Origin of the sequence: Pseudonocardia xinjiangensis (assembly GCF_012911925.1) — a bacterium.
In the GTDB taxonomy this organism is placed as follows: Bacteria; Actinomycetota; Actinomycetes; order Mycobacteriales; family Pseudonocardiaceae; genus Pseudonocardia; species Pseudonocardia xinjiangensis.
In genome coordinates, this window is the sequence record NZ_JAAXKY010000063.1 from 1 (window position 1) to 26,831 (window position 26,831).

Here is a 26,831-nt window from a genome sequence, read left to right on the forward strand (position 1 = left end):
CGGAGTTGTGTATAAGAGACGGGGGGGGGGCGGGCGGGGCCGCCTTCGACCCGGAGGTGGTGCGGCAGCTGCTCGCCCGCGGCAGTCACGCCGACCCGCTCACGCGGCTCACCCCGCGGGAGCGGGAGGTGCTCGACGCCATGGCCGAAGGGCTGACGAACGCGGGCACGGCGGAGCGGCTGCGGATGTCGGTGAGCGCCGTGGAGAAGCACGTCGCGTCGATCTTCGGGAAGCTCGCGATCGGTGACGCCGCCGGCTACAGCAGGCGGGTGCTGGCGGTGCTGCGCTACCTGGGCTCGTGAGGAGCGCGAACGCGCACCGGTTCAGCTCGGCGCCGGACCGGCTGCACGCTCGGCGGCCGGTGCGTGGGGGCGCCGCTCCACCAGCGGCAAGGACCGCAGCTGGCGCTCCATGTGCCACTGCAGATGCGCCGCCACCAGCCCGCTCGTGTCGCGACGGGTGACGGCGCCCATGGCGTCCGCGGTCTCCCAGTCGCCGTGCAGCAGCGCGTCGAGCAGGGTGAACGTCTCGCGTGACGGCGTCACCGAGCCGGGAGGGCGGCAGCGCGGGCACACCGCTCCCCCCGCGGCGATGTTGAACGCCGGGTGCGGGCCGGGCTCGGCGCAGCGGGCGCAGTCGCTGATCGCGGGGGCCCAGCCGGCGTGCGTCATCGCGCGCAGCAGGAACGCGTCCAGCACGAGCGACGGGTCGCGCTCCCGGCCGGACAGGGCCCGGATCGCCCCCACCAGCAGCAGGTACACCCGCATCGCGGGCTCGCCCTCCTCCGAGACGAGACGATCGGCCGTCTCGAGGATCGCGCAGCCTGCCGTGTAGCGGGGGTAGTCGCCGATGATGCCCACGCCGAACGCGTCGACCGTCTCGGCCTGGGTGATGATGTCGAGCGAGCGGCCGGTGTAGCACTGCACGTCGACGTGGTTGAACGGCTCCAGCCGCGCGCCCCAGCGCGACTTCGTGCGCCGCACCCCCTTGGCCACGGCGCGCACCTTGCCGCGGCGGCGGGTGAGCAGAGTGACGATGCGGTCGGCCTCGCCGAGCTTCTGCACCCGCAGCACCAGTCCGGTGTCGCGGTAGAGGCTCACCGGCCAAGCCTACGGCGGTCAGTCGCGTGGCCGCGCGTACCGGGCCGTGCAGAGCGGCACGAACACGGCCAGCAGGAGCGCCGTCCACAGCAGGGAGGCGAGCACCGGGTGCTCCAGCGGCCAGGCCCCGTTCGTCGGTGCCGTGGGGTTGCCGCAGAGCTCGCGGACGGCCGCGGTCACGGCGCTCACCGGGTTCCAGTCGGCGATCGTGCGTAGCCAGGCCGGCATCCCGGCCGTCGGCACGAACACGTTCGACAGCATCCCCACGGGGAGGACGAGCACCGACAGCTGCCCGGCCGCCTCCTCGTTCCTGATCACCAGCCCGAGGAACATGCCGATCCAGGTGGCCGCGAACTGGAACGCCACGAGCAGCCCGAGCGCGCCGAGGGCGGGACCGATCCCGGTGCGGATCCGCCAGCCCACCAGCAGGCCGCAGGCCGCCATCAGCAGCAGGCACCCCAGCCCGTACAGCGCGGTCGCCGCCGCCTGCCCGAACGGCACCGCGACCCGCGAGATGGGCATCGAGCGGAACCGGTCGACGACGCCGCGCCCGGAGTCGCGCGCCATCGCGATCATGGCGGGGATCAGGTTGAACGCGATGGTGACGAACAGCCCGGGCACCAGGAACTCCCGGTAGTCGCCCGAGCCGGGCACGGCGATGGCGCTGCCGAAGATGTAGCCGAACACCAGCACCAACATCACCGGCGCGGCGAGGGTGAGGGCGATCCCGGCCGGGTCGTGGCGCAGCTTCGCGAGCACGCGGGACGCCGCGGCGGCGCCGTCCACGAGTGGGCGGCTCCGCGCCGGAACGGGGTTGGTCGCGGTGGTGGTCATGCTGCTGCCTCCTCGTGGCGGGGACGGACCAGGTGCAGGAACACCTCGTCGAGGGTGGGGCGGCGGATGCCGGCGTCGAGCACCGCGACGCCGGCCGCGTCGAGCGTGCGCACGACTCCGGGCACGGAGACGGCGGTGCCGACCACCGGCGCGCTGATCCGCAGTCCCGCGGCGTCGACCTCGGGATCGCCGCCGGTGTACGCGGCGAGAGCAGCCGCGGCGGCGGCCAGCTCCCCGGACGTCTCGACGAGGACGTCGACGCGGACGCCGATCGAGTTCTTGAGGACGTCCGGACTGCCGGTGGCGACGGCCTTCCCGCCGTCGATGATCACGATGTCGTCGGCGAGCCGGTCGGCCTCCTCCAGGTACTGGGTGGTGAGCAGCACGGTGGTGCCGGCCCCGACGAGCTCACGGACGGTCGTCCAGATCTCGGTGCGGCTGCGCGGGTCCAGGCCGGTGGTCGGTTCGTCGAGGAACAGCACGGGCGGGGCGACCACGACGCTCGCGATCAGGTCGAGGCGCCGCCGCATGCCGCCCGACCAGGTCTTCACCAGCCGGTCGCCCGCGTCGGCGAGGTCGAAGCGGTCCAGCAGCTCCCCGGCCCGACGCCGGGCCTCGCGCCGGCCCAGGTGGTGCATCCGGCCGAGGATCTCCAGGTTCTCGCGGCCGGTGAGGTCGTCGTCCACGGCGGCGTGCTGCCCGGCGAGGCCGATCGAGCCGCGCACCAGCGCCGCGTCCCGCACGACGTCGTGGCCGAGCACCGTGGCCCGTCCGGCGTCGGGCACGGTGAGCGTGGCCAGCACGCGGATCGCGGTGGTCTTGCCCGCCCCGTTGGGGCCGAGCACCGCGCACACGCTGCCGCGGGGGACCACGAGATCGAGCCCGTCGAGCGCCCGCACCGGGCCGTACGCCCGCACGAGCCCTTCTGCTACCACTGCAACCGTCATCGGCCCTCCCTTACTGCAACCGGTGTTCGCAGTTCGAAGAGTAGCTGACTGAGTACGATGTTCGCAAAGGAGGCTTCATGGCCCGGAGCATCTGGCTTCGCCAGGAACGGTCGGGCCGCGGGCCCGCACCCGAGCACAGCAGGGCACAGATCGCCGCGGCCGCGATGGAGCTGGCCGACGCCGGCGGCCTCGACGCCCTGTCCATGCGCAAGGTGGCTGCGGCCGTCGGGGCAGGCGCGGCATCGCTCTACCGCTACGTCGAGACCCGTGACGAGCTGCTGGAGCTGATGGCCGACGCGGCAGCCGGAGAGATCGAGATCTCCCGGCCCCCGTCGGGCGACTGGCGGGCCGACCTCGTCGCGCTCGCGCACGAGATCCGGGAGGTCTACCGGCGCCACCCGTGGATGCTCGACATCGCACCGGGACGGGTCGCCTTCGGCCCCCGCACCGTCGACGTCCTGGAGTACGCGCTCTCCGTGATGCAGGACCTGGACGTGCCGGCCGGCACGAAGATGGAGGCGTTCGCGCTGATGAACGGCTTCGTCGCGCTCCTCGTCCGCACCGAGATCGCGATGGGCGGCGCGACGACCGACTGGCAGGAGTCGCAGGCCGAGTTCCTCGCCTCGGTGGTCACCGCCGGCCGCCACCCGCACCTCGCCGCCGCGTTCACCGCTCCCCCGGCGCCACCCGTGGCCGACCTGCTCGACGGCGTGCTGCCCCGCGTGCTGACCGGCCTGCTCGACTCGGGCAGGTGATTCTCTAGAGCCAGCCCCGCTCCTCCGCCGCGCGGACGGCCTCGATCCGGGTGCGGGTGCCGGTCTTGCGGATCGCCGAGGACAGGTGGTTGCGGACGGTGCCGCGGGAGAGGAACAGCCGGCCTGCCACGTCGCCGACGGGCGCCCCGCACGCCGCCGCCCGCAGCACGTCACGCTCGCGGTCGGTCAGCGGGTTCTCCCCCTCGCTGAGAGCGAGGGCGGCGAGGCCCGGGTCCACCACCCGTTCCCCGGCGAGCACCCGGCGCAGCGCCCCGGCCAGCTCGGCCGACGGCGCGTCCTTGAGGAGGAAGCCGGACGCCCCGGCGCTCATGGCGCGGCGGAGATAACCCGCCCTGCCGAACGTCGTCAGCACGACGACGCGGCAGCCGGGCAGCGCCGCGGTGAGCGCGGTGGTGGCGGTGAGCCCGTCACCGCCCGGCATCTCGATGTCGAGCAGGGCCACGTCCGGCTGGGTCGCGCGGGCCGCGGGCACAACCTCGTCGCCCCGGGCGACCTGGGCGACCACCCGCAGGTCGTCCTCCAGTTCGAGGAGCGCCACCAGCGCACCGCGGACCATCGCCTGGTCCTCCGCGATCAGGATCCGCACCCGGTCGTCCTCACGTCTGCCTTCCTCACGTCTCCCTTGGGCACCCGCACGGCCAGGCGGAAGCCGCCGCCCGGCGCCGCCCCCGCTTCGAGCGCGCCCGCGGCCGCCGTCACGCGCTCGGCGAGCCCGTGGAGCCCGTTGCCGCCCGCCTGGTCGCCCGTCCCGCGACCGCCCGTGCCGTCGTCGAGCAGCTCCACCTCGGCCCGTGCGCCGTCCGTGCACACCCGGATCGTCACCCGGCTCGCCCCCGAGTGCCGGACGATGTTGGTGGTGCCCTCGCGAACCGTCCAGGCCAGCAGCGCCTCGACGTCGGGGGGCAGCGCCGCTGCCGGCTCGTCGATCTCCGCCGCCACGCCCGCCGCGGCGAGCGCGGACCGGGCCCGCCGCAGCTCGGCGGCCAGGTCGGCCGACCCCCGGTAGCCGCTGACGGCCTCGCGCACCTCGGCCAACGCCTGCCGGCTCACGGCCTCGATGTCGCGGACCTCGGCGCCCGCGCGCGCCGGGTCGCGGTCCAGCAGCCGCGAGGCCAGCTCGCTCTTGAGCGCGATCACCGAGAGGCTGTGGCCCAGCAGGTCGTGCAGATCGCGGGCGAAGCGCAGCCGCTCCTCGGCGACGGCGAGGCGAGCGAGCTCCGAACGCGCGCGGTCGAGCTCCCGGAAGGTCTCGGCGATCCAGCGGAACGCCACGGCATAGAGCCCGATCACCAGCGTGTATCCGGCCGCCCACGCCACCGAGGGGAGGCCTGCTGCCATCCACGAGTGGGTGGCGGCGGTCAGCACGGCGACCAGCACCACCGCCGGGACTCCGGCCGAACGCCGGAGCGCCGCGCCGGTGAGCTGCGAGGTGTACACGAGGAGCGTGGTCCACGTCAGCCCCATGCCCACCGACAGGCCCGCCGCGAGCAGCGCGCACGCGACGATGTGCGGCACCGGGGCGGGCTCCGTCTCGTCCCGGAACGGCCCGGCGAGCAACGCAGGGAGGTACAGCACCACGAACACCACGAGGCCGACACCGCCCGCCACGCGCGCGGCCGTGCTGTGCTGGCCGGTGACGAGGTCGTAGCCCGGGTAGCCGAGGAACCCGAGGTTGATCAGCACCGAGAAGCGCCAGTACAGCCGGAGCCGGGAGGTGCCCTCGCGCTGCGCGCCCACGTCCCGAATGGTCGGGCACCGGAGGCGCGGGCGGAAGACCTGCCGGCCGGGACATGACAGGTGGCACGGGTGCTGGCACGACACCGCGCACTTCCGGCCGCATCCGGCGAACCCGCAGGCTGGACGGCATGCGGATCACACCGGGAGCGATCGCGGGAGCCCTGGTGGCGGCACTCGTCGCGGCCGGCTGCTCGGACGGCACGGTCGGTCAGGAGCCCAGTGGCGTCATCATCGCGACGAGTGCTGCGGACGTCCTGGTCGACGAACGGGTCGCGATCACCGTGCACGGCCTCGGCGCGGGGGACGACGTCACGCTCTGGGCCCGCCGGGTCGACGACCTGGGCCGGCCGTGGCTGGCGCACGCGACCTTCACCGCCGGAACGGACGGCACCGTCGCGGTGGCGACCCAGGCTCCCCGGGCGGGCACCTACTCCGGCGTCGACGCGATGGGGCTCTTCTCGTCGATGCAGGTCGCCGACGGGGCAGCCACCCACCCGCCGTTCCCGGTGACGGCGGCTCCTGCCGCCCCGGTGGCGCTCACCGCGCTGGTGGACGGCGAGCCGGTGGCGTCGACGCAGGTCGTGCAGCGGTTCGCGGCCCCCGGTGTGGTGACACACCCGGTGCGCGAGGAGGGGATCGTCGGCGAGCTGCACGTGCCGCCCGGACCGGGTCCCCATCCCGGGGTCGTGCTGCTCGGCGGATCCGAGGGCGGGGTGACGGAGAGCGCCGTCGCGGACCTGCTCGCCGCACGCGGGTTCGCGACGCTGGCCCTGGGGTACTTCGGCGCCGACGGGCTGCCCGGCGAGCTGGTGCGGATCCCCCTGGAGTACTTCGAGCAGGCGTTCACGTGGCTCAGGGCGCGTCCGGAGGTCGCCGACGGCCGGGTGGGCGTGATCGGTACGTCGCGCGGCGGGGAGCTCGCACTCTGGCTCGGGGCGACGTTCCCACAGGTCGGCGCGGTCGTGTCGTACGTCGGGAGCGGACTGGGGTACGGCGGGCTGCCCTCGGCGGGGTTCACGGGCGGCCCGCTCCCCGCGGCATGGACCTACCGGGGCAAGGACCTCCCGTTCGTCATGCCCACCTACGGACCGGCCGCGTCCGCCCGCTACCTCGGGACGATCGTGCTGGGCGCCCCGGTCACCGACATCGCCGGGACGTGGCCGGACATCCAGGCCGCGGGGCCCGAGGCGTTGGCGGCCGCGACGATCCCGGTGGAGCGGATCGACGGACCGGTGCTGCTGCTCTCCGGAGAGGACGACCGGCTCTGGCCCAGCGCACCGATGTCCGACGTCGCCTTCCGGCGGCTGGCCGACGGCGGCCATCCGCACCGCCACGAGCACCACGCGTACCCGGGGGCCGGGCACTACTTCGGCGGCGCGCCCTTCACCGGGCCGTTCCCGACGGTGCTGCTGTGGCCGATCGGGTTCATGACCGGAGGCGGCACGCGGGAGGCGAACGCGCGGGCCACCGCGGACTCGTGGCCCCGCGTGCTGTCCACCCTGCGCGAAGGGCTGGAGTCCCGATGATCGGACGCGCGACGAGCCGCACCGTTTTCCTGTCCGTCGCTGCGGGCGCGGCACACCTGCTCGTGGTCGACGGGCTGCTGCTCGGGCTCGGGCACGGGCCGGTCGGCCTGTCGACCGCCGCCGGCCTGGCCCTGCTCGGAGCGCTGCCGGCCGGGCTGCGTGCTGGGTGGCAGCTGCGGTTGCCCGGTGCCGTGCTCGTGGCCGGGCTGGTGGCGGCCCTCGTCGTCGAACTCGTGGTGCCCGGTCCGACCGTGGCCGTGCTCGGCCCCGACCGGCTCACCACCGGAGTGGCCGTGCTCGCCAACTATGCGACGGCCTGGCCGCTGCTCCTCGCCCTCGTGCTGCTCGCCGCTGTGGCGGAGTGGCCCGGAGCGGTCGGGACGCGCCCACCCCGGCTCCGGGCGGTCGGGGCCGCGGTGGCGGCCGGGGTGGCGGGCACGGGCCTCGTCCTGCTCGCCGTCGTGGTGCGGGGGCGGATACCCGGCCCCGCCGTCCCGCGCGTGTGGGGCGCGGCCGGGCTGGTCGTACTCGGCACGCTGGCCGTGCTGCTCCTGCTCCGGACCCGACTGCGCGCACCGGCGCTGGTGCTCACCGGGGTGCTGGCGGTGGCCGTGGTGGCGTCCTGGATCACCGAGCCGGGCGCCGGCCACCCCGCTTCCGGGCTGCTGCTCTCGGGGTTCGTCCACCTGATGCTCGCGGTGCTGCTCACCGTCGGCGAGCTCGCGGTGCGGGGCGTCGTGGCGGCCGCGCGGAGGGTCAGAAGCCGAGCTTCCGCAGCTGCTTCGGGTCGCGCTGCCAGTCCTTCGCGATCTTGACGTGCAGGTCGAGGAACACCTTCGTGCCCAGCAGCGCCTCGATCTGACGGCGGGAGTCGGTGCCGACCTGCCGCAGCCGCTCCCCGCCCTTCCCGATCATGATGCCCTTCTGGCTCTGCCGCTCCACGTAGATGTTGGCGTGCACGTTCAGCATCGGCGCGGCCTTCTCGTGCCTGCCCTCGCGCGGCACCATCTCCTCGATCACCACGGCGATCGAGTGCGGCATCTCGTCGCGCACGCCCTCGAGCGCGGCCTCGCGGATCAGCTCCGCGACCAGCGTCTCCTCCGGCTCGTCGGTGAGCTCACCGTCGGGGTAGAGCGGGGGGCCCTCCGGCAGCCGGTCGACGAGCAGGTTGGACAGCAGGTCGACCTGGAACCCGTCGACCGCCGAGCAGGGCACCACCTCGGCAAAGTCCATGAGGTTCGTGAGCTGGGTGAGCCGCTCGACGATCTGCTCGGGCTGCGCGAGGTCGGTCTTCGTGACGACGCCGAGCACGGGCGTGCGGCCTGCGACCGACCGCAGCTCGTTGACGATGAACTCGTCGCCCCGGCCCACCGGCGCGTCGGCCGGCACGCAGAAGCCGATGACGTCGACCTCGGCCCAGGTCTCGCGGACGACGTCGTTGAGCCTGCTGCCCAGCAGCGTGCGCGGCTTGTGCAGGCCCGGGGTGTCGACCACCACGAGCTGCGCGTCGGGCCGGTGCAGGATGCCGCGGATGGCGTGGCGGGTGGTCTGCGGCCGGCTCGACGTGATCGCGATCTTCTGCCCGATCAGGGCGTTGGTGAGCGTCGACTTTCCCGCGTTGGGACGCCCGACGAAGCAGGCGAACCCGGACCGGAAGCCGTCGGGGACCGCGCTGAAGCCGGTCACGCCGCGCTCAGCGGGGCGATCCGCTCGCCCGTGAGGCGCTCCAGGATCTCCCGGCCGATCGGCAGGGCAGCGGTGGCCGCGGGCGACGGCGCGTTCAGCACGTGCAGGACGGAGCCCGCACCCCGCGTGCCGCCCACCCCGGCCTGCTCGACGAACAGGAAGTCGTCCACCAGCGAGCCGTCCGGCTTCACGGCCTGCGCCCGCACCCCCGCACCCGCAGGCGAGAGGTCCTCGGCCCGCACGTCCGGCAGCATCCGCTGGATCTGCTCGACCATGGCCTTCTTCGACAGGGACCGGTGCACCTCGCCGAGCCCGTAGCGCCAGTGCTGCCGGGCCAGCCGCAGCATGCCGGGGTAGGCCAGCGACTGCACCAGCTCCTTCGGCCGGATCGTGCCCCACGAGTACCCCTCGCGGGCCAGCGCCAGCACCGCGTTGGGGCCGGCGTGGACGTGCCCGTCGATCCCCCGGGTGGCGTGCACGCCCAGGAACGGGAACGCGGGGTCGGGCACCGGGTAGATCAGGCCCTTGACCAGCTGGGAGGCCCGGTCGCTGAAGCCCGAGTACTCCCCGCGGAACGGGATGATCCGGATACCGGGGTCGGCGCCGGAGGCCCGCGCCACCTCGTCGCAGCGCAGCCCGGCACAGACCACCACCTGCTTGGCGAGCAGGTCCGTGCCGTCGGTGCGCACAACCACGTCCTCGCGGCGGCGCACCAGCCGCAGCACCGAGGTGCCGAGGTGGATCTCACCGCCCTCCTTCGCCACCAGCTCACCGATCTTCTCGGCGACGAGCCGGTAGTCGCAGATGCCGGTGGACGGGACATACAGCGCGGCGATGCCCCGGACGTGCGGCTCGCGCTCGCGCATCCCGGCCGGGTCGAGCTCGTGCGCCTCCACCCCGTTGGCGGCGCCCCGACGGGCCAGCTCCGCCATCCGCGGCAGCTCCTCCGGCTCCGTGGCCACGACGAGCTTGCCGGTGACCTCGTGCGGCAGGTCGTGCTCCCGGCAGAAGGCGACGGTCTCCGCGCACCCGGCCACCGCGAGGCGCGCCTTGAGACCACCGGGCGCGTAGTAGAGGCCCGAGTGGATGACGTTGGAGTTGTTGCCCGTCTGGTGGGTGGCGAGGCGCTGCTCGCGCTCCACGACGGCCACCGAGCGCCCGCTGCGGACCACGGCGTGGGCGGTGGCGAGGCCGACGATGCCGCCGCCGACCACGACGACGTCGAACTTCGGAGTGGCGGGGAAGGTCATGCGGACGTCTCCGTGGTGGTGATCGGGGAGTGGATCTGCTGGACGGCACCGGTGACGTCGGCGCGCAGGACGGAGGCGGTGGGGGCGAGGTCGTGGACGGCGGCGAGCGAGGCGGCGTCCACCGTGCCGGCGGCGGTGACGACCGCGGCCGCCTCGAGCCCCGGAGCCCCGCTGGACACGGCGGCGGCGACAGCGGCCTGCAGCGCGCTGAGCGACAGCGACGGGAGCGCGACGGACGTGGCCGCGTACGTGCGCCCGTCGGTGTCGCGGACGGCAGCACCCTCGGCGGCACCCGTGCGGGCCCGTGCCGATCGGGCCAGCGTCACGATCTTCGCGTCCTCCGGGGCGAGGGCCTCGGGGGACGGGTCACCCTGGTCGGACATCGCTCTCCTCCCGACGGCCGGCGCTCTCGGCGCCCACACCGTCCCGTTCCTCGTCGTCCTCGCCTGCCTCCACCGGCTCGACCAGCACCGTGTTGATCCGGATCCGGCCCCGGGCATCCTTGCCGCCCTCGGCCAGCAGCCGCAGCCCGGGCACCTCGGCACGGGCACCCGGCAGCGGCACCCGACCGAGCCGATGGGCGAGCAGGCCGCCCACCGTGTCGACGTCGGCGGCTGCCAGCACGTCGGTCAGCAGGCTGTCGACCCCGTCGGCCCCGGGGAACAGCTCCACCAGATCCTCCACCGGCAGTCGCGCGGAGACCCGGAGCCTACGTCCGTCGAGCTCCTGGACGTCGGGCACCTCCTCGGAGTCGTACTCGTCGGTGATCTCCCCGACGATCTCCTCCAGGATGTCCTCGATCGTCACCACGCCGGCGGTGCCGCCGTACTCGTCGACGACGATCGCCATGTGGCTGCGGGTGCGCTGCATCTCCTTGAGCAGCTCGTCGATGCGCTTGGTGTCCGGCACGAAGACCGCGGCCCGCATCACGGACTCCAGCGGAGCGACCGTCTCGTCGGTGGTGGCCCCGTCGGAGTCGGCGGCCTGCACCGCCTGGACGAGGTCCTTGAGGTAGGCGACACCCACGATGTCGTCAACGCTCTCACCGAGCACCGGGATGCGGGAGTAGCCGCTCTTGAGCGCCAGCCGCAGCACCTTGTCGACGGCCGTGTCGCGTTCGGTCCACACCACGTCCGGACGCGGCACCATCACCTCGCGCACGAGCGTGTCGCCCAGCTCGAACACCGAGTGGATCATCTGGCGCTCGTCCTCGTCGACCACACCGCTGGTGCTCGCCATGTCGACCAGCTCGCGCAGCTCGACCTCGGAGGAGAACGGACCCTGCCGGAAGCCCTGGCCGGGGGTGATCGCGTTACCGATGACGATCAGCAGCTTCGTGAGCGGGCCCAGCAGCGTGGCGAGCGCCCGGATCGGGGCGGCGACCAGCATCCCGACGCGGTACGGGTGCTGGCGGCCCAGGGTGCGGGGACCGACGCCGATGAGGACGTAGCTGACCACGAGCATGATCCCGCCGGCGGTGAGCGCCGCGGTCCACGTGGGCTGGATGTCCTCCACCAGTGCCACGGTGAGCAGGACGGTGGCACCGGTCTCGGCGGCGAGCCGCAACAGCAGCAGCAGGTTGACGTGCCGGGGCCGGTCGGCCACCACGGTGGCGAGGGCCCGCGCCCCGGGGCGACCCGCCCGCACGAGCGCGTCGACCCTGGCCCGGGAGACCGAGTTGAGCGCGGCGTCGGCCGCGGCGAACAGACCCGCCAACGGGACGAGCACGACCGCGATGACGATCAGCTCGACGCTCATGACGTCCGTTCCGACGCTCTCAGCGCGGTGCCGCTCATGACGGGGCCGTCAGCTGTCTTCGAGTCCGACGGTGCCGAGCACAGCGGAGTCGCTGCGGCGCTGGGCCTCGCGGGCGGCGGTCTCCGCCATCGCGGCCCGCCAGTCGCCGAGCAGCTTGTTCTGGAGGGCGAACATCTCGCGTTCCTGGTCGGGTTCGGCGTGGTCGTAGCCGAGCAGGTGCAGCACCCCGTGCACAGTGAGCAGATGGAGCTCGTCCGGCAGGGTGTGGCCGGCCTTGCGGGCCTGTTCCGTGGCGAACTCGGGGCAGAGCACGATGTCGCCGAGCAGCGCGGGCCCCATCTCGGGCGCGTCAGGGCGGCGGGACTCCTCGGTGAGCTCGTCCATCGGGAAGGACATGACGTCCGTGGGCCCCGGCTCGTCCATCCAGCGCTCGTGCAGCTCGCTCATGACCTCCGTGGTGACGGCCAGGATGCTCAGCTCCGCGGCGGGGTTGACGTGCATCGCGTCCAGCGCGTAGCGCGCCACCGAGGCGATGAGCGACTCGTCCACGGTGACGCCGGACTCGTTGCAGACCTCGATCGACACCTGTTACCCCTGATCCGCCCGATGATGAACAGTGGCAAGAGTAGACCGTGGCCCTCTGTAGGTTCGGCTGCATGGGCACTGCGGCAACCGTCACCAACTGGGCAGGCAACATCGTCTTCCGGGCTCGCCGGTTCCACCGGCCGGATTCGGTGGCGGAGCTACAGGAGCTGGTGGCCGGCAGCGAGCGGATCCGGGCCGTCGGCACCGGTCACTCGTTCAGCCCGATCGCCGACACCACGGCCGACCAGGTGTCGCTCGCGGGCCTCCCGCCGATCACCGCCATCGACCCGGACGCGGCAACCGTCACGGTGTCGGCGGGCCTGCGCTACGGCGAGGTCACCGGGCTGCTGCACGAGGCCGGGTTCGCCCTTCCCAACCTCGGCTCCCTGCCCCACATCTCGATCGCGGGCGCCTGCTCCACCGGCACGCACGGCTCCGGCGTCGGCAACGGGGCACTGGCGACGGCCGTGTCCGCCGTGGAGCTGGTGGGCGCCGACGGCGAGCTGCGCACGGTGCGCCGCGGGGACGTCGACTTCCCCGGTTCGGTGGTCGCCCTCGGCGGGCTGGGCATCGTCACGGCACTGACGCTGGACCTGCGTCCCACGTTCGGGATGCGGCAGTGGGTGTACGAGGGCCTGCGCGGGTTCGACGACGTCGAGGAGGCGCTCGCGAGCGCCTACAGCGTCAGCCTGTTCACCTACTGGACGGGGCCCGAGTTCGACCAGGTGTGGGTCAAGCAGCGCGACACCGAACCCGAGCCGCCGGCGCGCTGGCTCGGCGCCACCCGGGCCGACGGGCCGCGGCACATGGTGCGCGGTGTCGACCCGGTGCACTGCACGGCGCAGCTCGGGGAGCCCGGGCCGTGGCACGAGCGGCTGCCGCACTTCCGGCTCGAGTTCACCCCGAGCAGCGGCGACGAGCTGCAGTCGGAGTACCTGATCCCGCGGGCCGCACTGGTGGACGCGCTGCACGCCCTCGACCGGATCCGCGACACCATCGCGCCGGTCCTGCAGGTCTGCGAGGTGCGCTCGATCGCCGCCGACGACCTGTGGCTCTCCCTCGCCCACGACCGCGACAGCCACGCCCTGCACTTCACCTGGATCGCCGACACCAACGCCGTGCTCCCGGTCGTGGCCGCCGTGGAGGCCGCGCTGGAGCCGTTCGCTGCACGGCCGCACTGGGGCAAGGTCTTCACCACCGGGCCCGAGGCCGTCCGCGCCCTCTGGCCCCGCCTGCCCGACGTCGAGCGGCTGCTGCGCCGCCACGACCCGGCAGGCAAGTTCCGCAACGACATGCTCGACCACTACCTCCCGGGCTGACCCCGGCCGGCACGCGCGCTGGTTGGCGCGCGAAGTGCCGCCACCCCGCGAGTCGCCCGCTTTGTGCGCCCGAGTCGCCCGTTCCACGGTGGCGGCGCCGCCTCCGGGCCCCGCAGCGTCCTCGCAGAGGGCGTGGGCTCCTCGCAGACCCCGTGGGCCCTGCGAGGAACACCCTCGCTCTGCGAGGACGACCCACGCCCCGCGAGTCGCCCGCTTTGCGCATCCGAGTCGCCCGGTTCTGCGATGTCATCCCCGCCGGTCGGCCGGGTGTGCTCGGGGCGGCCGGTCGCGCCCGCCTCTCCGGGCGTCCTCGCAGAGGGCGTGGGTTCCTCGCAGGCCCCGTGGGCCCTGCGAGGAACACACCCGGCGAGCGGAAGGCCCGGCCCTGCCTCAGCCGCCCGCGGGGGGTGTCTGGCGGGAGCAGGTGGTGTCCTGGGCCGGGAGCGCGAGGTCCACGAGGTAGCGGGTGGCGGCGGTGTCGGCGCAGGCGTTGGCGCCCTGCAGGGCGACCGTGTGCCCGTCGTTCTCCACCGTCAGCAGCCGGGCCTGCATCTGCCGGGCCAGCGACACGCCGTCCTCGTACGGGGTGGCGGGGTCACCGGTCGAGGAGACGACCAGCACCGTGGGCAGACCGGGCGCCTTGACGGGCCCGGGCTCGCTCGTGGGCGGGACCGGCCAGAACGAGCACTGCTCCAGCGCGTTCGACGGACCGGTGCCCGCGTCGAAGAACGGCGCGATCTGCAGCGACTCCTCGCTGATCTCGAGCGCGACCTGCCGGTCGGTCAGCCGGTCGGAGTCGACACAGTTGATCACCGGGAAGGCTTCCAGCAGGTTGCTGTAGCTGCCGTCGGGTGCCCGCTCGTAGTAGGCGTCGGCCAGCCGCAGCAGGTTGGTGCCGTTACCCTGGCCGACCTGCACGAGCCCGTCCCTCAGGAAGCCCCACAGCGACTCGGAGTACAGCGCGGTGAGCACGCCGGTCATCGCGTCGGTGTAGCCCAGAGTGCGGTCGCCCGCCGCGACCGGTGTGGCGATCAGCGGGCGCAGCAGCTCCTGCAGCCTCTTCGACGCGCCCTGCGCGTCGGTGCCCAGCGGGCAGCCCGGCTGCGCGACGCAGGCCGTGGCGAAGTTGTCGAAGGCCCGCTGGAAGCCACGGGCCTGGGTCAGCCGCGACTCCACCGGGTTCAGTGACGGGTCGACGGCGCCGTCGAGCACCATCGCGCGCACCGAGCCGGGGAACTGCTCGGCGTACTCCGCGCCGATGCTGGTGCCGTAGGAGTAGCCGACGTAGCTCAGCTTCTCGTCGCCCACCACCTGGTGGGCGATGTTCAGGTCGCGGGCCACGTCCCGGGTGCCGACGTTGGCGAGCACGTCGAGGCCCACGCGGTCGGCGCAGCGCTGCGCGAAGTCCTTGTACTCGGCCTCGGTCTGCGCCACGCCCTCCGGCGAGGTGTCGATGTCGAGGTCGGCGCGCTCGGCGTCGATCTCCTTCGTGTCGGAGCAGTCGATCGTCGGCTCGGACACGCCGACGCCGCGCGGGTCGAACCCGATCAGGTCGAACTTCTGGGCCACCTCACCGGTGCCGATCAGGCCCGCCAGCGACGGCAGGAAGCTGACGCCGGAACCACCGGGGCCGCCGGGGTCGGTGAACAGCGAACCGATCCGGGCCGCCGGGTCGAGCGCCTTCTGCCGGAGCATCGCGATCCGCGCGGTCTTCCCGTCGGGGTTCGCGTAGTCGAGCGGCACCTCGAGGTAGGTGCAGTCGAACTTCGGGTCGGCGTAGGCCTGCCGGTCGGCGTCGGTGCGCGCGAAGTCGGCGCACGAGCCCCACGAGAGCTGTTGATCGAGGAACCGCTCCAGTCCCGCCTGGGCCGGCGCGGCGGGCGCCGCCGACGCCACAGGGGGGACAGCGATGGACAGACCGGCCAGAATCGGGACGAAGATCGCGACCACCGCGCGACGGGACACTCTCACGCAGGGATAGTGACGGTGATCGGTCTCACGGGCAACCACCAGCGCCGGCCCGTGTCGATCAGCGCCTGCGTGATCGCCGATCCTGCGGCGGACCGGTGCGCGGCGCGGCGGACCGGAGGTTCGGCCGCTCGTTGTCGGCGTCCCAGCGCGCGTAGGCGTCGACGATGTCGGCCACCAGCCGGTGGCGCACGACGTCGGTGCTCGTGAGCTGGGAGAAGTGCACGTCGTCGACGTCGCCGAGGATGTCGCGCACGACCGTGAGCCCGGAGCGGGTGCTGCCCGGCAGGTCGACCTGCGTGACGTCGCCGGTGACCACGATTTTCGAGCCGAACCCGAGCCGCGTCAGGAACATCTTCATCTGTTCCGGCGTGGTGTTCTGGGCCTCGTCGAGGATGATGAACGCGTCGTTGAGCGTGCGTCCCCGCATGTACGCCAGCGGCGCCACCTCGATGGTGCCCGCCGCCATCAGCTTCGGGATCGACTCGGGGTCGATCATGTCGTGCAGCGCGTCGTAGAGCGGGCGCAGGTACGGGTCGATCTTCTCGAAGAGCGTGCCGGGCAGGTACCCGAGCCGCTCCCCCGCCTCGACGGCCGGCCGGGTGAGGATGATCCGGTTGACCATCTTGGCCTGCAGCGCCTGCACGGCCTTCGCCATGGCGAGGTAGGTCTTGCCGGTACCGGCAGGGCCGATGCCGAAGACGATCGTGTGCGCGTCGATGGCGTCGACGTAGCGCTTCTGGTTGAGCGTCTTGGGCCGGATGGTCTTGCCACGCCGGGACAGGATGTCGAGGCTCAGCACCTCGGCCGGCGACTCACCGATGCGGGCGCGCTCGTCGGCCCCGCCGTCACCGAGCATCTCCACGGTGCGCCGCACGGCGTCGGTGGAGACCTGCTGGCCGCGCTCGGCCAGGGTGATCAGCTCGGTGAAGACGCGCTCCGCGAAGGCCACGTCAGCGGGGGTGCCGGACAGGGTGAGCTCGTTGCCACGCACATGGACGTCGGCCTCGAGCAGGTCCTCGGCGACGCGCAGACTCTCGTCGCGCGAACCCAGCAGCGCGAGCAGAGCGGCGTCCGGAACGGCCATGCGGGACTGGACTGGGTCCGGATGGGTCAAGGGCTGTGCCGCCTGCTTCCTACGTCTCTGCTCGTGGGACCCAGCGATGCTACCGCGCGTGCCCCGTTGTGCGCCCGCTGATTCCGCCGTCGGCGATCCCCGCCCGGCGGTTCCCCTCTGCGCGCATGTTGCTCCAATGGGCCCGTGCACGACGACTCCGACCTCGTCCTCCCGCGGATCGCGCGCTTCGTCCGGGAGCGCCTCCATCCCGCTCTGTACCGCGACCGGGTGCCGGTGCTGGTCACCGCCTGGGAGGCACCCGGCGAGCCGGTGCCGTTCGCGGAGGCCGTGCGGCAGGAGTTCCGACCGTTCCCGGTCGGAGCGCGGTGGGGCAGGCCGTGGGGCACCGTCTGGTTCCACGTGGCGGGCACGGTCCCGCCGGAGTGGACGGACCCCGGGACGCGGCCGGAGCTCGTCGTCGACCTCGGGTTCGCCGGCGTCCAGCCGGGGTTCCAGGCCGAGGGCCTCGCCTTCACCCCGGACGGGGTGGTCGTCACGGCGGTCGAGCCACGCAACGCCCACGTCCCGCTCCCGGGTGGGCCGGGGTCCCCGGTCGACCTCTACATCGAGGCGGCGTCGAACCCGGGCACCGCGGGCGCCTGGACGTTCGCGCCCACCCCGTTCGGCGACCTCTCGACGGCGGGGTCCGACCCGCTCTACCGGCTCGTGGCGCTCGAGATCGGGCTGCTCGACCTCGGGGTCTGGGAGCTGGCGCAGGACATCTGGACGCTCAGCGGGCTGGTCGGCGAGCTCCCGGTTGGCCTGCCGCGGCGCGCCGAGGTGCTGCGGGCACTGGAGCGCACGGTCGACATCGTGGATCCCGACGACGTGGCCGGCACGGCGGGGCTCGGCCGGGCCGAGCTCGCGGCGGTGCTGGCCGCTCCGGCCCACGCCAGCGCGCACCGCGTGCACGCCGTGGGGCACGCGCACATCGACTCGGCCTGGCTGTGGCCGGTCCGCGAGACGGTGCGCAAGGTGGCGCGCACCTTCTCCAACGTGCTCGACCTGATGGACCAGGACGACGAGTTCGTGTTCGCGGCGTCGTCCGCGCAGCAGTACGCCTGGCTGCAGGAGCACTACCCGGAGCTGTTCGAGCGGGTGAAGACCCGGGTGGCCGACGGCCGGTTCGTGCCGGTCGGCGGCATGTGGGTGGAGTCGGACACCAACATGCCGGGCGCCGAGGCGCTGGTGCGCCAGTTCGTCATGGGCAAGCGGTTCTTCCGCGAGGAGCTGGGCGTGGATCCGCTGGAGGTGTGGCTGCCCGACTCCTTCGGCTACTCCGCCGCGCTGCCCCAGATCATCGCCGGGGCGGGCGCCCGATGGTTCCTCACGCAGAAGATCTCGTGGAACGAGACCAACGTGATGCCGCACCACACCTTCCGCTGGGAGGGCATCGACGGCACGCAGGTCTTCACCCACTTCCCGCCGGTCGACACCTACAACGCCGAGCTGTCGGGTGCCGAGCTGGCCCGCGCCCAGCGCCAGTACGCGGAGCAGGGCCGCGCCAACACGTCACTGGTGCCGTTCGGCTGGGGCGACGGCGGCGGCGGGCCGACCCGGGAGATGCTGGCCGCAGCTGCCCGGACCCGTGACCTGGAGGGCTCGCCGACCGTGCGGATCACCACGCCGGCCGAGTTCTTCGCGACGGCGGAGCACGAGTACCCGCAGCCACCGGTGTGGTCGGGTGAGCTGTACCTGGAGTTCCACCGCGGCACCTACACCTCGCAGGCCCGCACCAAGCGGGGCAACCGGCGCAGCGAGCACCTGCTGCGGGAGGCCGAGCTGTGGGCCACCACCGCCGCCGTCCGCACCGGCGCCGCCTATCCCGCCGACGTGCTGCAGCGCTGCTGGCACACAGTCCTGCTGCAGCAGTTCCACGACATCCTCCCGGGCACCTCGATCGCCTGGGTGCACCAGGAGGCGGAGCGCAACTACGCCCGGGTCGCCGCGGAGCTGGAGGACGTGATCGCCCGCTCGCTCGCGGCGCTGGTGGGCCAGGGCGACCGGGAGGTCGTGGTCAACGCCGGCCCGTACGCCCGCGAGGGCGTCCCGGCTCTCGGCGGGGCCGTGCGGGAGGACGAGCAGCCCGGCGGCGACGTCACCGTCACCGAGACCGCCGACGGTGTGGTGCTGGCCAACGCCGCCGTCCGCGTCGTCGTCGACGCCCGGGGCCTGCTCACGTCGGTGCGCGACCTCGTGGCCGACCGGGAACTCGTCGCGCCCGGCGCCGCGGCCAACCTGCTGCAGCTGCACCGCGACACCCCGACGAACTGGGACGCCTGGGACATCGACGAGCACTACCGGCGCACCGTGCGTGACCTCATCGACGTCGACGACCTGGCGGTGGTGGAGCGGGGCCCGTCCCGGGGCTCGGTGCGCGTCGTGCGGTCGACCGGCTCGTCCACGATCACCCAGGTCATCACCGTGGGCGCCGGCTCCCCGGACGTCGACATCGTCACCGACGTCGACTGGCACGAGAAGCAGAAGCTGCTCAAGCTCGCGTTCCCGCTCGACGTGCACGCCGACCGGGCCACCTCGGAGATCCAGTTCGGGCACGTGCACCGCTCCACCCACGCCAACACCTCGTGGGACGCGGCGCGGTTCGAGACGGTCGCCCACCGCTGGGTACACGTGGGCGAGCCGGGGTACGGGGTGGCCGTCGCCAACGACTCCACCTACGGGCACGACACGCTGCGCAGCACCCGGCCGGGCGGCGGCACCACCACGACCGTGCGGCTGTCCCTGCTGCGTGCCCCGCTGTTCCCCGACCCCACCGCCGACCAGGGCGAGCACCGGCTCACGGTCGCGTTGCGAGTCGGCTCGACGATCGGGGACGCCGTAGCGGCGGGCTACCGGCTCAATCTGGCGCTGCGGACGGTCCGCGGCTCCCACGACGTCGCCCCGCTGCTCCACGTCGACGACCCCGCCGTCGTCGTCGAGGCCGTGAAGCTCGCCGAGGACGGCAGCGGGGACGTCGTCGTGCGGCTCTACGAGGCGCTCGGGACGCGGGCGAGCGCCCGGGTCACCGCCGACTTCCCGTACGGGTCGGTCGTGGAGACCGACCTCCTCGAACAGCCGGTGCCCCGGCCGGTGGCGCTCTCGGCGGACGGCACGCGGCTCACGCTGCGCCCGTTCCAGATCGTCACCTTGCGTTTCGGCAGCGCGTGACCGCTGCCGGGACCGTCCCCCGTGTGGGTTACCTTCTGCGCCGGTAACCGGCAGTACGACCGGTGAGGCACGGCGATAGGACGAGCGGCGAGATGCGCACGCTGACCAGGATCATGATCACTGCTCTGGCCGGCGGCCTGCTCCTCGCGCCGCTCGCGCCGAGTGCGCACGCGCAGAGCGCCGCCGCGCCGTCCGGGCTCGCACCCACCATGGTCGTGCTCGACGCGTCCGGATCGATGACCGGCGCCGACCCCGCGGGCGGCACGAAGATGGACGCGGCCAAGCGGGCCGTGCACGCGCTGGTGGACGCCGCGCCCGCACAGGCGTCGATCGGCCTCGCCGTGTACGGCACGTCCACCGGCAACTCGGCCGCCGAACGCGAGCGGGGCTGCCAGGACATCACCGTGCTGCGTGGCCCCGTCCCCGTCGACAAGGCGGCGCTCGGCTCGGCGGTGGACGGCATCGTCCCGCGCGGGTACACGCCCATCGGCCGTTCGCTGCAGGTCGCCGCCGGGCAACTGCCCCCGACCGGGCCGCGGGCGATCGTGCTCGTCTCCGACGGCGAGGACACCTGCGCGCCGCCCCCGCCCTGCGACGTGGTGCGCACGCTCGCCGGGCAGGGCGTCGACCTCGTCGTGCACGCCGTCGGCTTCGGCGTCGACGACGCCGCCCGCGCCCAGCTCTCCTGCATCGCCCAGACCACCGGCGGCACCTACAGCGACGCCCCGGACGCGGAGGCGCTGCAGCGGATACTCCCCCGGGTCACCGCCGCCGCGATGCGCAACTACGAACCCGCCGGAACGCCGATCACCGGCACACCCACCTCGGACACGGCCCCCGTCGCCGCCCCGGGCCAGCACCTCGACACCATCGGGCAGCACGAGAAGCGCTACTACGCCGTGGACGTCCCCGAGGGCGCCACCGCCTACGTCAGCGCCACCGTCTCCTACCCGCACCTGCGCGGCATCGAGCCGCAGAACGACAACAACGTCCTCCAGTGGCGGACCTACGGCGCCGGTGGCGAGGACTGCAACGAGTTCGAGTTCGAGCAGGCCACCAACTCGAGCGACGGGGCCGCGCTCACGGCAGCGACCACCTGGGACGGAGCCACCGAGAAGAAGACCGGCAGCGCCGGCGGCGACAGCTGCAAGGGCGGTGGCCGCTACTACTTCGCGCTGCAGTGGGACCGGGTGTCCGACGGCGTTCCCGCGCGGATGCCGGTGGAACTGCTGGTGCAGGTCGAGCCGCCGGTCCTCGACGCCGGGCCCGCCGGTGTCCTCTCGCCTGCCGTGCTCACCGAGCCCACCGGAGCACCTCGGCCCACGGTCGGCGGCGGCTCCCTCAACGTGGCAGGCATCCTCGACGGGTTCGGGCGCTACACCGACACCTTGCAGCGCGGCGAGTTCGTCTTCTACCGGGTGCACCTGGACTGGGGGCAGGCTCTCGCCTACCGCGTCCGGTTCGGGGAGACCCCGTCCCGGGGGGTGGCGGGCCTCTCCCTCGTCACGACGCGGCTCTACGCGCCGTCGCGCAAGCAGATCGCGTGGGACTTCTCCATGTACAACGGCTCCGCCTACCACTTCCCGGCCAGCCAGCCGGCCTTCAGCACGGTTCCGGTTCGCTACGGCAACCGCACAGCCGAGGACCAGAAGGTCCGGACGCAGAGCGAGGACGGCTGGTACTACATCTCCGTGCAGCTGGGCCCGTCCCGCGAGGACATCGGTCCCGCACCCGTGCCGATCCAGCTGGACCTCTCCGTCACCGGCACACCCGAGGCAGGGCCCCGCTACGCCACCGTCGTCGCCCCGCCGTCCGTCGGGACACCGGGGCCCGGCGCCGGCGCCCCGGGGGCGGCCGCGCAGGGACACGCCACGACCGTCGCCATGGTCTCGCCCCTCGGCTGGACCGTGACCGGGGCGGTGGCCGTGCTGGTGGTGGCCGTCGCCACGGCACTGGTGGTCCGGGGCCGCCGCCGCGCGCGCTCGGCGAACCGGTAGGCCGGCGTCCGGGCCGGATCAGGCGCTCGTGACCGGACGGCATGCCACCATGTCCCCATGGTCACGCCGAAGGAGGGGTTGGCCCGACTGCGTGCCGCGGCGGCGTCGGGCGAGCTCGACGCGCTCTGCGAGCGCCACGCCGTGCGCGTCCTCACCGTATTCGGCAGCGCGGCGCAGGATCGACCGGAGGCGCGCGATCTTGATGTCGCCGTGCTCAGCGAGCCAGGGGCGTCACTCGACCCGATTGCCCTGATCACCGACCTCATCGAACTCACGGGCGTCCAGAATCTCGACCTCGCCCACCTCAACCACGGGGGGCCGGTTCTCCGCGAGCGTGCACTCGTGGGCTCGGTACCGCTTTTCGAGAGTGCACCGGGGCGCTTCGCCGACGCCCAGACGGCAGCGATCGGCGAGCGCATCGAGACCGACGCGATGCGTCGGCTGGATCTGGAGCTGCTGTCCCGGTGACGCCACGCACGATCGCTGGTCGCCGCCGCCGTGCCGCTTGCAGTGGAGCAGTACGGAGAGTACGTCCGCCAGGTCGCGAACTTCCTTCAGAACCGAACCACCTGAGCGGACAACGGGCTGCTGACGGGAGAGCCGTCGTCCGCCCGTGCCCGTGCCCGCAGCCGCTCGGCACGGACGTTCAGTGCCCCCGAAAGGCCTCCGCCAGCCACCAGGCGCCCCCGTCGGACGCGATCTTGGCGTCGATCAGCAGTGGCGCGGTGCGGGGGCCGTCCACCCACTCGGCCACGGCCTTGAGGTCGTCGCGCGAGCGGACCGTCACGGCCTCGAAGCCGAAACCGCGGCCGATCGCGGCGATGTCGGTGTCCGGGAACGCGACGGTGGTGTGGTCCTCGCCGGTGAAGTGGTGCACCTCGGCGCCGTAGCCGCGGTCGTCGTAGACCGCAACGACCATGGCCAGCCCCAGCCGCGCCACGGTCTCCAGCTCCGCCGCCGCCATCAGCGCGCCGCCGTCGCCCAGCGCGGCGACGGCGAGCCGGTCCGGGCGGGCGAGCGCGGCTCCGACCGCCGTGGCCAGCCCCAGCCCGATCGACTGGAAGCCCTGCGTGAAGCAGAAGCCGTGCTCGTCGGGCACCTGCAGGTAGGCGCTCGGGTAGCCCATGAAGTTCCCGGAGTCCACGGCCACGGTCCGCTCGGCGGGCAATAGCTCGTCCAGCGCGATGGACAACGTGCGGGGGTCGATGCCGTCCCGGCCGCTGAGGTCGTCGTAGCCGACGGTGTGCCAGCGGCCGTGCTCGGTGATCGCCGCCCGCACCTCCGCGGTGCGGTAACCGCTGCGCTGCTCCGCCACGGCCAGCACGTCGGACGCCGTCGCGGCGACGTCGCCGAGCACGCCGAGGTCGACCGGCCGGTTCGCGCCGATCGCGTCGGCCTCGAGGTCCACCTGCACCACCCGGGCGCCCGGCCCGATCAGCGCGCCGTGGCGCATGGTCCACATGTTGAGCGTGCAGCCCCACCCGACCACGAGGTCGGCGCCCGTGATCAGCTCGGCGGCCAGCGGCGAGGCGAACCCGCCGGAGATCCCCAGCGACCACGGCTCGTCGTGGAACATCCCGTTGGCCACGGCGGACGTGGCCAGCAGCGCGCCACACCGCTGCGCCAGCGCGCGCAGCTCCTCCCCCGCTCCGCGCGCTCCCCGACCGGCCACGAACACCGGGCGCTGCGCCGCCGCCAGCAACGCCGCGAGCTCCGCCACCGCCGTCGCGGACGGGCGCACCGGGGCGAGCGCGGGCAGCGTCGGGACCTGCCACGGCCGCGGCGCCTCGGCCGCCTGCACGTCGAGCGGCAGGTTGAGCACCACCGTGCGCCGCTGCTCCACCGCCGTCCGGTAGGCCCGCACGGTGTCGGCGACCGCGGACGACGGCGAGTGCACCCGTTCCGCCACCGCGCCGACGGCGCCGACCAGCGCGTCCTGGTCGATCCGGAAGTTCGACCGCACCGCCGCGCCGCCCGTGTCGGCCGCGAGCACGAGCATCGGGGTACGGCTCTTCGCCGCCTCCGCGACCCCGGTCATCGCGTTCGTGAGCCCGCAGCCCTGGTGCACCGACAGCACGCCGACCCGCCCGCTCGTGCGGCTGTACGCATCCGCCATGGTGGCGGCGCCGCCCTCGTGCCGCGCCGCGACGAACGGGACCCCGCCGGCCCGCAGGGCGTTGGTCACGTGGAAGTTCCCGCTGCCCACCACGCCGAAGGCGTGGCCGACCCCCAGCTCCGCCAGCACGCCTCCGACCAGCGCGGCGACGGTGACCGGCCCGGCCTCCCCCGCCGTCACGACTCCACCAGCGCCAGCACCCGCGCGGGGCTGCCCGACCCCCCGACGATGGGGAGCGGGCCCGCGATCACCACCGCGCCGGTGGCGGGCAGCCGGGCCAGGTTCTGCAGTTGTGTGAGCCCGTACTTGCCCGCGCCGAGCAGGAAGGAGTGGCACGGGAAGGGTGGGTCGAACGAGTGCGCCCCGCCCGCGTCCGTGCCGACGGTCTCGACGCCCAGGCCCATCACCGGGGCCTCCTCGGCGAGCCACTTCGCGCACTCGACCGAGATGCCCGGCGTGTGCGGGCCCGTGTCGTCGGCGTTCAGGAAGGCGGCCGCGTCCTCGCTGCGGGCGTCCCAGCCCGTCCGGTAGAGCAGCCACCCACCGTCGGGGAGCGGCCCGTGCTCGGACTCCCAGGCCCGGACGTGGTCCACCTCGAGCAGGAAGTCGGGGTCCTTCGCGCTCTCCGCGGCGAAGTCCAGCACCACGGCCGGGGCGAGCAGCCGGGCAGCCGGCACCTGCGCGACGTCCTCCCCGTCCTTCCCGGTGACCCAGTGCACCGGCACGTCGAAGTGCGTGCCCGTGTGCTCGGACGTGTGGATGTCGTTCCAGTACCAGGCGGGACCCCGCTCGTCGTAGCGGCTGATCTCGGTGAGCTCGAACGGCGATGCGTTGGCGAACGGAGGCGGTAGCTGGAGGATCGGCGTTCCGCTGTGCAGCGGCGCGGTGAGGTCGACGACCTCGATGGTGCGGGCACGCAGCGCGTCCAGCAGGTCCTGCAGCACCGGCATGTGGAGGCTCCTCGGAGGTCGTTGATCGGCGGGCCTGGTCCTCCCGCTGATCCTTGCGCATGACCGCATGCCCGGCCCAGTAGCGCGACCGCTGAGGGCCGGCTCCGCTCAGCCGACCAGCAGGCGTTCCACGGCCTCCCGGCACACGCGCCACGCGTCGCTCGCCGGATCGATCAGCGTCATGTGGTCAACGCCCGGCAACGCGACGAGCTCGGCCGCGGCTCCCGCCGCCGCGACGAACCGCTCGCTCTGCCGGATCGGCACGTTGACGTCCTCCGTGCCGTGCACGCACACCACGTGCGCGTCGACCGGCAGGCGGGCGATGGGTGAGGCGAGCGCGTAGCGGTCCGGGACGGCGGACGGTGGGCCGCCCACGAGGAGCTCCACCGCTCCTCGGCCGACCCCGCGCTCCGCGGCGTCGACGAGGTCCAGCACGCCGGCCTGGCTCACCACCCCGCGCAGCCGCACCGCCGGGGCCGCGCCGGGCGCGCCCGCGGGCAGGCCGGGACGGGCGGCGAGCCACGCCGCGAGGTGCCCACCGGCGGAGTGGCCGACCGCGCCCACCCGGTCCAGCGGCAGCGCGCCGTCCACCGCGTCCTGCACCGGTCCGGCCAGCAGGTCCACCGCGGCGGCGACGTCGTCGAACGTGCCCGTCCAGCCGCCGCCCGCGGCAGCGGGGTCGGGTTCGCTGCCGTCGTCGGGCGGCACCCGCCGGTACTCGATGTTCCACGCCGCGAAGCCGGCCCGGGCGAGGTCGGCGGCCAGCGGCCTGCCCAGCGCGAGGCCGTACGCCTGCCGCCAGAACCCGCCGTGCACGACGACGGCGACCCCGCGGACGGGCGCTGCGCCCGTGGGCAGGGTGAGCTCGCCGAACTGGCTCGGGTGGCTGCCGTAGTCGAAACGCCGAGGGGACACGAGGGGGATCATGACACGATCCGGACGCCAGGATGCCACGTCGCGGCGGACGTGGGGGGACACCCACCGCGACGTGGCTCCGCCGGCAGAGGGGAACTCTCCGGCGGCCCCGTGAACGCGGACGCTCACGGCCCGGCCCGGCCCTGTCAGCGACCGGATCGCCCGAGACTAGCTCCGCGGGAGCGCCTTGGTGACGTACCTCACCCGGATGACGAGCGAGTCCGGCCAGCCGGCCGATGGCCGGCGCACCGTCGTTACCCCGGATGACACGCTCGATAGCTGTGCTATCAGCAGGTCAGCGCCAGCGGCCGGTCAGCACGCCGAGCGCACCGAGTGCCACGGTCGCGGCTGTCGATGCCCGGAGCACCTCGTGGCCCAGCCGCACGGGACGCGCGCCCGCTGCCGTGAGGGCCGCGATCTCGGCATCGGTGACCCCGCCTTCGGGACCGACCACGAGCAGCAGGTCCCCGGCCGCCGGCAGTTCACCGGTGAGCTCCGCGAGCGGCGCGGCCGCTCCTTCGTGCAGCACCAGGGCTCCGGCCGCACCGGCCACCCGCCGTGCCAATGCCTCGGTCGTCACGGGCTCCTCGACGACCGGCAGCCACGGGCGCCGCGCCTGCTTGGCCGCCTCGCGGACCGTGCTGCGCCACCGCGCCAACGCCTTCTCCCCGCGCGGGCCGTCGTCCCACCGCGCCACACACCGCGCCGCCCGCCACGGCAGGATCACGTCCACCCCGGCCTCGGTGGCCATCTCGACGGCCAGCTCCCCGCGGTCGCCCTTCACCAGCGCCTGCGCCAGCACCACCCGCGGGGCGGGCGGGGCGACGGTGGCGCGCTCGCCGACCGTGAGCTCCACAGTGTCCCGGCCGGTGGCGGTGACCACGGCGTGCGCGAGCCCACCCCGGCCGTCGGCCAGCAGCACGGCCTCCCCCGTCCGCAGCCGCTTCACGGTGGCCGCGTGCCGGCCCTCCGGCCCGTCGAGGAGCGCGTGGTCCCCCGCGGGCAGGGCGTCGACGAGGAACAGGGGCGCGGTGCTCACGGGCGCCTGCCCCGTTGCAGCAAAGCCACTTTCACGCAACGAG

24 protein-coding genes are annotated in these 26,831 nt (G+C 73.8%); 8 read left to right on the forward strand and 16 right to left on the reverse strand.

What is annotated here, in order from left to right:
- Window positions 1-302 (forward strand): response regulator transcription factor (locus HF577_RS19345; protein WP_169397306.1); only part of this gene is annotated, 302 nt, incomplete at its 5' end.
- Between the two features lie 21 nt (window positions 303-323).
- On the opposite strand, the gene recO is transcribed toward HF577_RS19345, so the two are convergent.
- Genes recO through HF577_RS19360 form a run of 3 tightly spaced genes read right to left on the reverse strand, consistent with a single transcriptional unit; the run spans window position 324 to window position 2,881 of the window.
- Window positions 324-1,100, reverse strand: a complete 777-nt coding sequence (gene recO / locus HF577_RS19350; protein WP_169397307.1) for a DNA repair protein RecO — start codon at window positions 1,098-1,100, stop codon at window positions 324-326.
- Window positions 1,101-1,118: 18 nt separating this feature from the next.
- On the reverse strand, window positions 1,119-1,934 hold the full coding sequence (locus HF577_RS19355; protein WP_169397308.1) for an ABC transporter permease: 816 nt from the start codon (window positions 1,932-1,934) through the stop codon (window positions 1,119-1,121).
- Window positions 1,931-2,881, reverse strand: a complete 951-nt coding sequence (locus tag HF577_RS19360) for an ATP-binding cassette domain-containing protein (RefSeq protein ID WP_169397309.1) — start codon at window positions 2,879-2,881, stop codon at window positions 1,931-1,933. The genes HF577_RS19355 and HF577_RS19360 overlap by 4 nt, the downstream gene beginning before the upstream one ends.
- A gap of 77 nt (window positions 2,882-2,958) precedes the next feature.
- On the opposite strand from HF577_RS19360, the gene HF577_RS19365 reads away from it, so the two are divergent.
- Window positions 2,959-3,636 (forward strand): TetR/AcrR family transcriptional regulator C-terminal domain-containing protein, encoded by a 678-nt coding sequence (locus HF577_RS19365; protein ID WP_169397310.1) that lies wholly within the window; start codon window positions 2,959-2,961, stop codon window positions 3,634-3,636.
- Window positions 3,637-3,640: 4 nt separating this feature from the next.
- On the opposite strand, the gene HF577_RS19370 is transcribed toward HF577_RS19365, so the two are convergent.
- On the reverse strand, window positions 3,641-4,213 hold the full coding sequence (locus HF577_RS19370) for a response regulator transcription factor (protein ID WP_211174519.1): 573 nt from the start codon (window positions 4,211-4,213) through the stop codon (window positions 3,641-3,643).
- A 17-nt stretch (window positions 4,214-4,230) separates the two neighbouring features.
- Window positions 4,231-5,394 carry a sensor histidine kinase gene (locus tag HF577_RS19375; protein ID WP_169397312.1) on the reverse strand — a complete coding sequence of 388 codons (1,164 nt, stop codon included), beginning with the start codon at window positions 5,392-5,394 and terminating at the stop codon, window positions 4,231-4,233.
- Between the two features lie 128 nt (window positions 5,395-5,522).
- On the opposite strand from HF577_RS19375, the gene HF577_RS19380 reads away from it, so the two are divergent.
- Window positions 5,523-6,920 (forward strand): acyl-CoA thioesterase/bile acid-CoA:amino acid N-acyltransferase family protein, encoded by a 1,398-nt coding sequence (locus tag HF577_RS19380; protein WP_169397313.1) that lies wholly within the window; start codon window positions 5,523-5,525, stop codon window positions 6,918-6,920.
- Window positions 6,917-7,735: a hypothetical protein gene (locus HF577_RS19385; protein ID WP_169397314.1), complete on the forward strand. Its 819-nt coding sequence runs from the start codon at window positions 6,917-6,919 to the stop codon at window positions 7,733-7,735. The genes HF577_RS19380 and HF577_RS19385 overlap by 4 nt, the downstream gene beginning before the upstream one ends.
- Here HF577_RS19385 and era read toward each other — a convergent pair.
- The 5 genes from era to ybeY are packed head-to-tail and all read right to left on the reverse strand — an operon-like array spanning window position 7,677 to window position 12,199.
- On the reverse strand, window positions 7,677-8,606 hold the full coding sequence (era, locus tag HF577_RS19390) for a GTPase Era (protein WP_169397315.1): 930 nt from the start codon (window positions 8,604-8,606) through the stop codon (window positions 7,677-7,679). The two genes, HF577_RS19385 and era, sit on opposite strands and share 59 nt — an antisense overlap.
- On the reverse strand, window positions 8,603-9,856 hold the full coding sequence (gene lhgO, locus HF577_RS19395; protein WP_169397316.1) for an L-2-hydroxyglutarate oxidase: 1,254 nt from the start codon (window positions 9,854-9,856) through the stop codon (window positions 8,603-8,605). Before lhgO ends, era begins: the two co-directional genes overlap by 4 nt.
- Entirely contained in the window at window positions 9,853-10,239 is a 387-nt protein-coding gene (locus tag HF577_RS19400) for a cytidine deaminase (protein WP_169397317.1), read from the reverse strand. Before HF577_RS19400 ends, lhgO begins: the two co-directional genes overlap by 4 nt.
- Window positions 10,223-11,614, reverse strand: a complete 1,392-nt coding sequence (locus HF577_RS19405; protein WP_169397318.1) for a hemolysin family protein — start codon at window positions 11,612-11,614, stop codon at window positions 10,223-10,225. Before HF577_RS19405 ends, HF577_RS19400 begins: the two co-directional genes overlap by 17 nt.
- 48 nt (window positions 11,615-11,662) lie before the next feature.
- Window positions 11,663-12,199 carry an rRNA maturation RNase YbeY gene (gene ybeY / locus HF577_RS19410; RefSeq protein ID WP_169397319.1) on the reverse strand — a complete coding sequence of 179 codons (537 nt, stop codon included), beginning with the start codon at window positions 12,197-12,199 and terminating at the stop codon, window positions 11,663-11,665.
- 71 nt (window positions 12,200-12,270) lie between these two features.
- Here ybeY and HF577_RS19415 point away from each other — a divergent pair, with 71 nt between their 5' ends.
- Entirely contained in the window at window positions 12,271-13,518 is a 1,248-nt protein-coding gene (locus HF577_RS19415) for a D-arabinono-1,4-lactone oxidase (protein WP_169397320.1), read from the forward strand.
- Between the two features lie 390 nt (window positions 13,519-13,908).
- Here the strand turns inward: HF577_RS19415 and HF577_RS19420 are convergent, their stop codons facing one another.
- Window positions 13,909-15,489, reverse strand: a complete 1,581-nt coding sequence (locus tag HF577_RS19420; RefSeq protein ID WP_169397321.1) for an alpha/beta hydrolase — start codon at window positions 15,487-15,489, stop codon at window positions 13,909-13,911.
- 58 nt (window positions 15,490-15,547) lie between these two features.
- Window positions 15,548-16,573 (reverse strand): PhoH family protein, encoded by a 1,026-nt coding sequence (locus HF577_RS19425; RefSeq protein WP_169397322.1) that lies wholly within the window; start codon window positions 16,571-16,573, stop codon window positions 15,548-15,550.
- Window positions 16,574-16,747: 174 nt separating this feature from the next.
- Between HF577_RS19425 and HF577_RS19430 the strand changes: the two genes are divergently transcribed.
- The 3 genes from HF577_RS19430 to HF577_RS19440 all read left to right on the forward strand — a co-directional run bounded on the left by HF577_RS19430 (window position 16,748) and on the right by HF577_RS19440 (window position 22,236).
- Window positions 16,748-19,771 carry an alpha-mannosidase gene (locus tag HF577_RS19430; protein ID WP_169397323.1) on the forward strand — a complete coding sequence of 1,008 codons (3,024 nt, stop codon included), beginning with the start codon at window positions 16,748-16,750 and terminating at the stop codon, window positions 19,769-19,771.
- Window positions 19,772-19,863: 92 nt separating this feature from the next.
- Window positions 19,864-21,768 (forward strand): vWA domain-containing protein, encoded by a 1,905-nt coding sequence (locus HF577_RS19435; protein ID WP_211174512.1) that lies wholly within the window; start codon window positions 19,864-19,866, stop codon window positions 21,766-21,768.
- 57 nt (window positions 21,769-21,825) lie between these two features.
- Complete coding sequence (locus HF577_RS19440) at window positions 21,826-22,236, forward strand: nucleotidyltransferase family protein (RefSeq protein ID WP_169397324.1); 411 nt, start codon at window positions 21,826-21,828, stop codon at window positions 22,234-22,236.
- 178 nt (window positions 22,237-22,414) lie between these two features.
- Here HF577_RS19440 and HF577_RS19445 read toward each other — a convergent pair whose 3' ends face one another.
- The 4 genes from HF577_RS19445 to HF577_RS19460 all read right to left on the reverse strand — a co-directional run bounded on the left by HF577_RS19445 (window position 22,415) and on the right by HF577_RS19460 (window position 26,788).
- The gene (locus HF577_RS19445) at window positions 22,415-24,064 is read right to left on the reverse strand and encodes a thiamine pyrophosphate-binding protein (RefSeq protein WP_169397325.1); all 1,650 of its coding nucleotides are present in this window, start codon (window positions 24,062-24,064) and stop codon (window positions 22,415-22,417) included.
- The gene (locus HF577_RS19450; protein WP_169397326.1) at window positions 24,061-24,834 is read right to left on the reverse strand and encodes a cyclase family protein; all 774 of its coding nucleotides are present in this window, start codon (window positions 24,832-24,834) and stop codon (window positions 24,061-24,063) included. The genes HF577_RS19445 and HF577_RS19450 overlap by 4 nt, the downstream gene beginning before the upstream one ends.
- Window positions 24,835-24,942: 108 nt before the next feature.
- On the reverse strand, window positions 24,943-25,749 hold the full coding sequence (locus HF577_RS19455) for an alpha/beta hydrolase family protein (protein ID WP_312859237.1): 807 nt from the start codon (window positions 25,747-25,749) through the stop codon (window positions 24,943-24,945).
- Between the two features lie 295 nt (window positions 25,750-26,044).
- Window positions 26,045-26,788 (reverse strand): 16S rRNA (uracil(1498)-N(3))-methyltransferase, encoded by a 744-nt coding sequence (locus tag HF577_RS19460; RefSeq protein ID WP_169397328.1) that lies wholly within the window; start codon window positions 26,786-26,788, stop codon window positions 26,045-26,047.
- Between the last annotated feature and the right edge of the window lie 43 nt (window positions 26,789-26,831).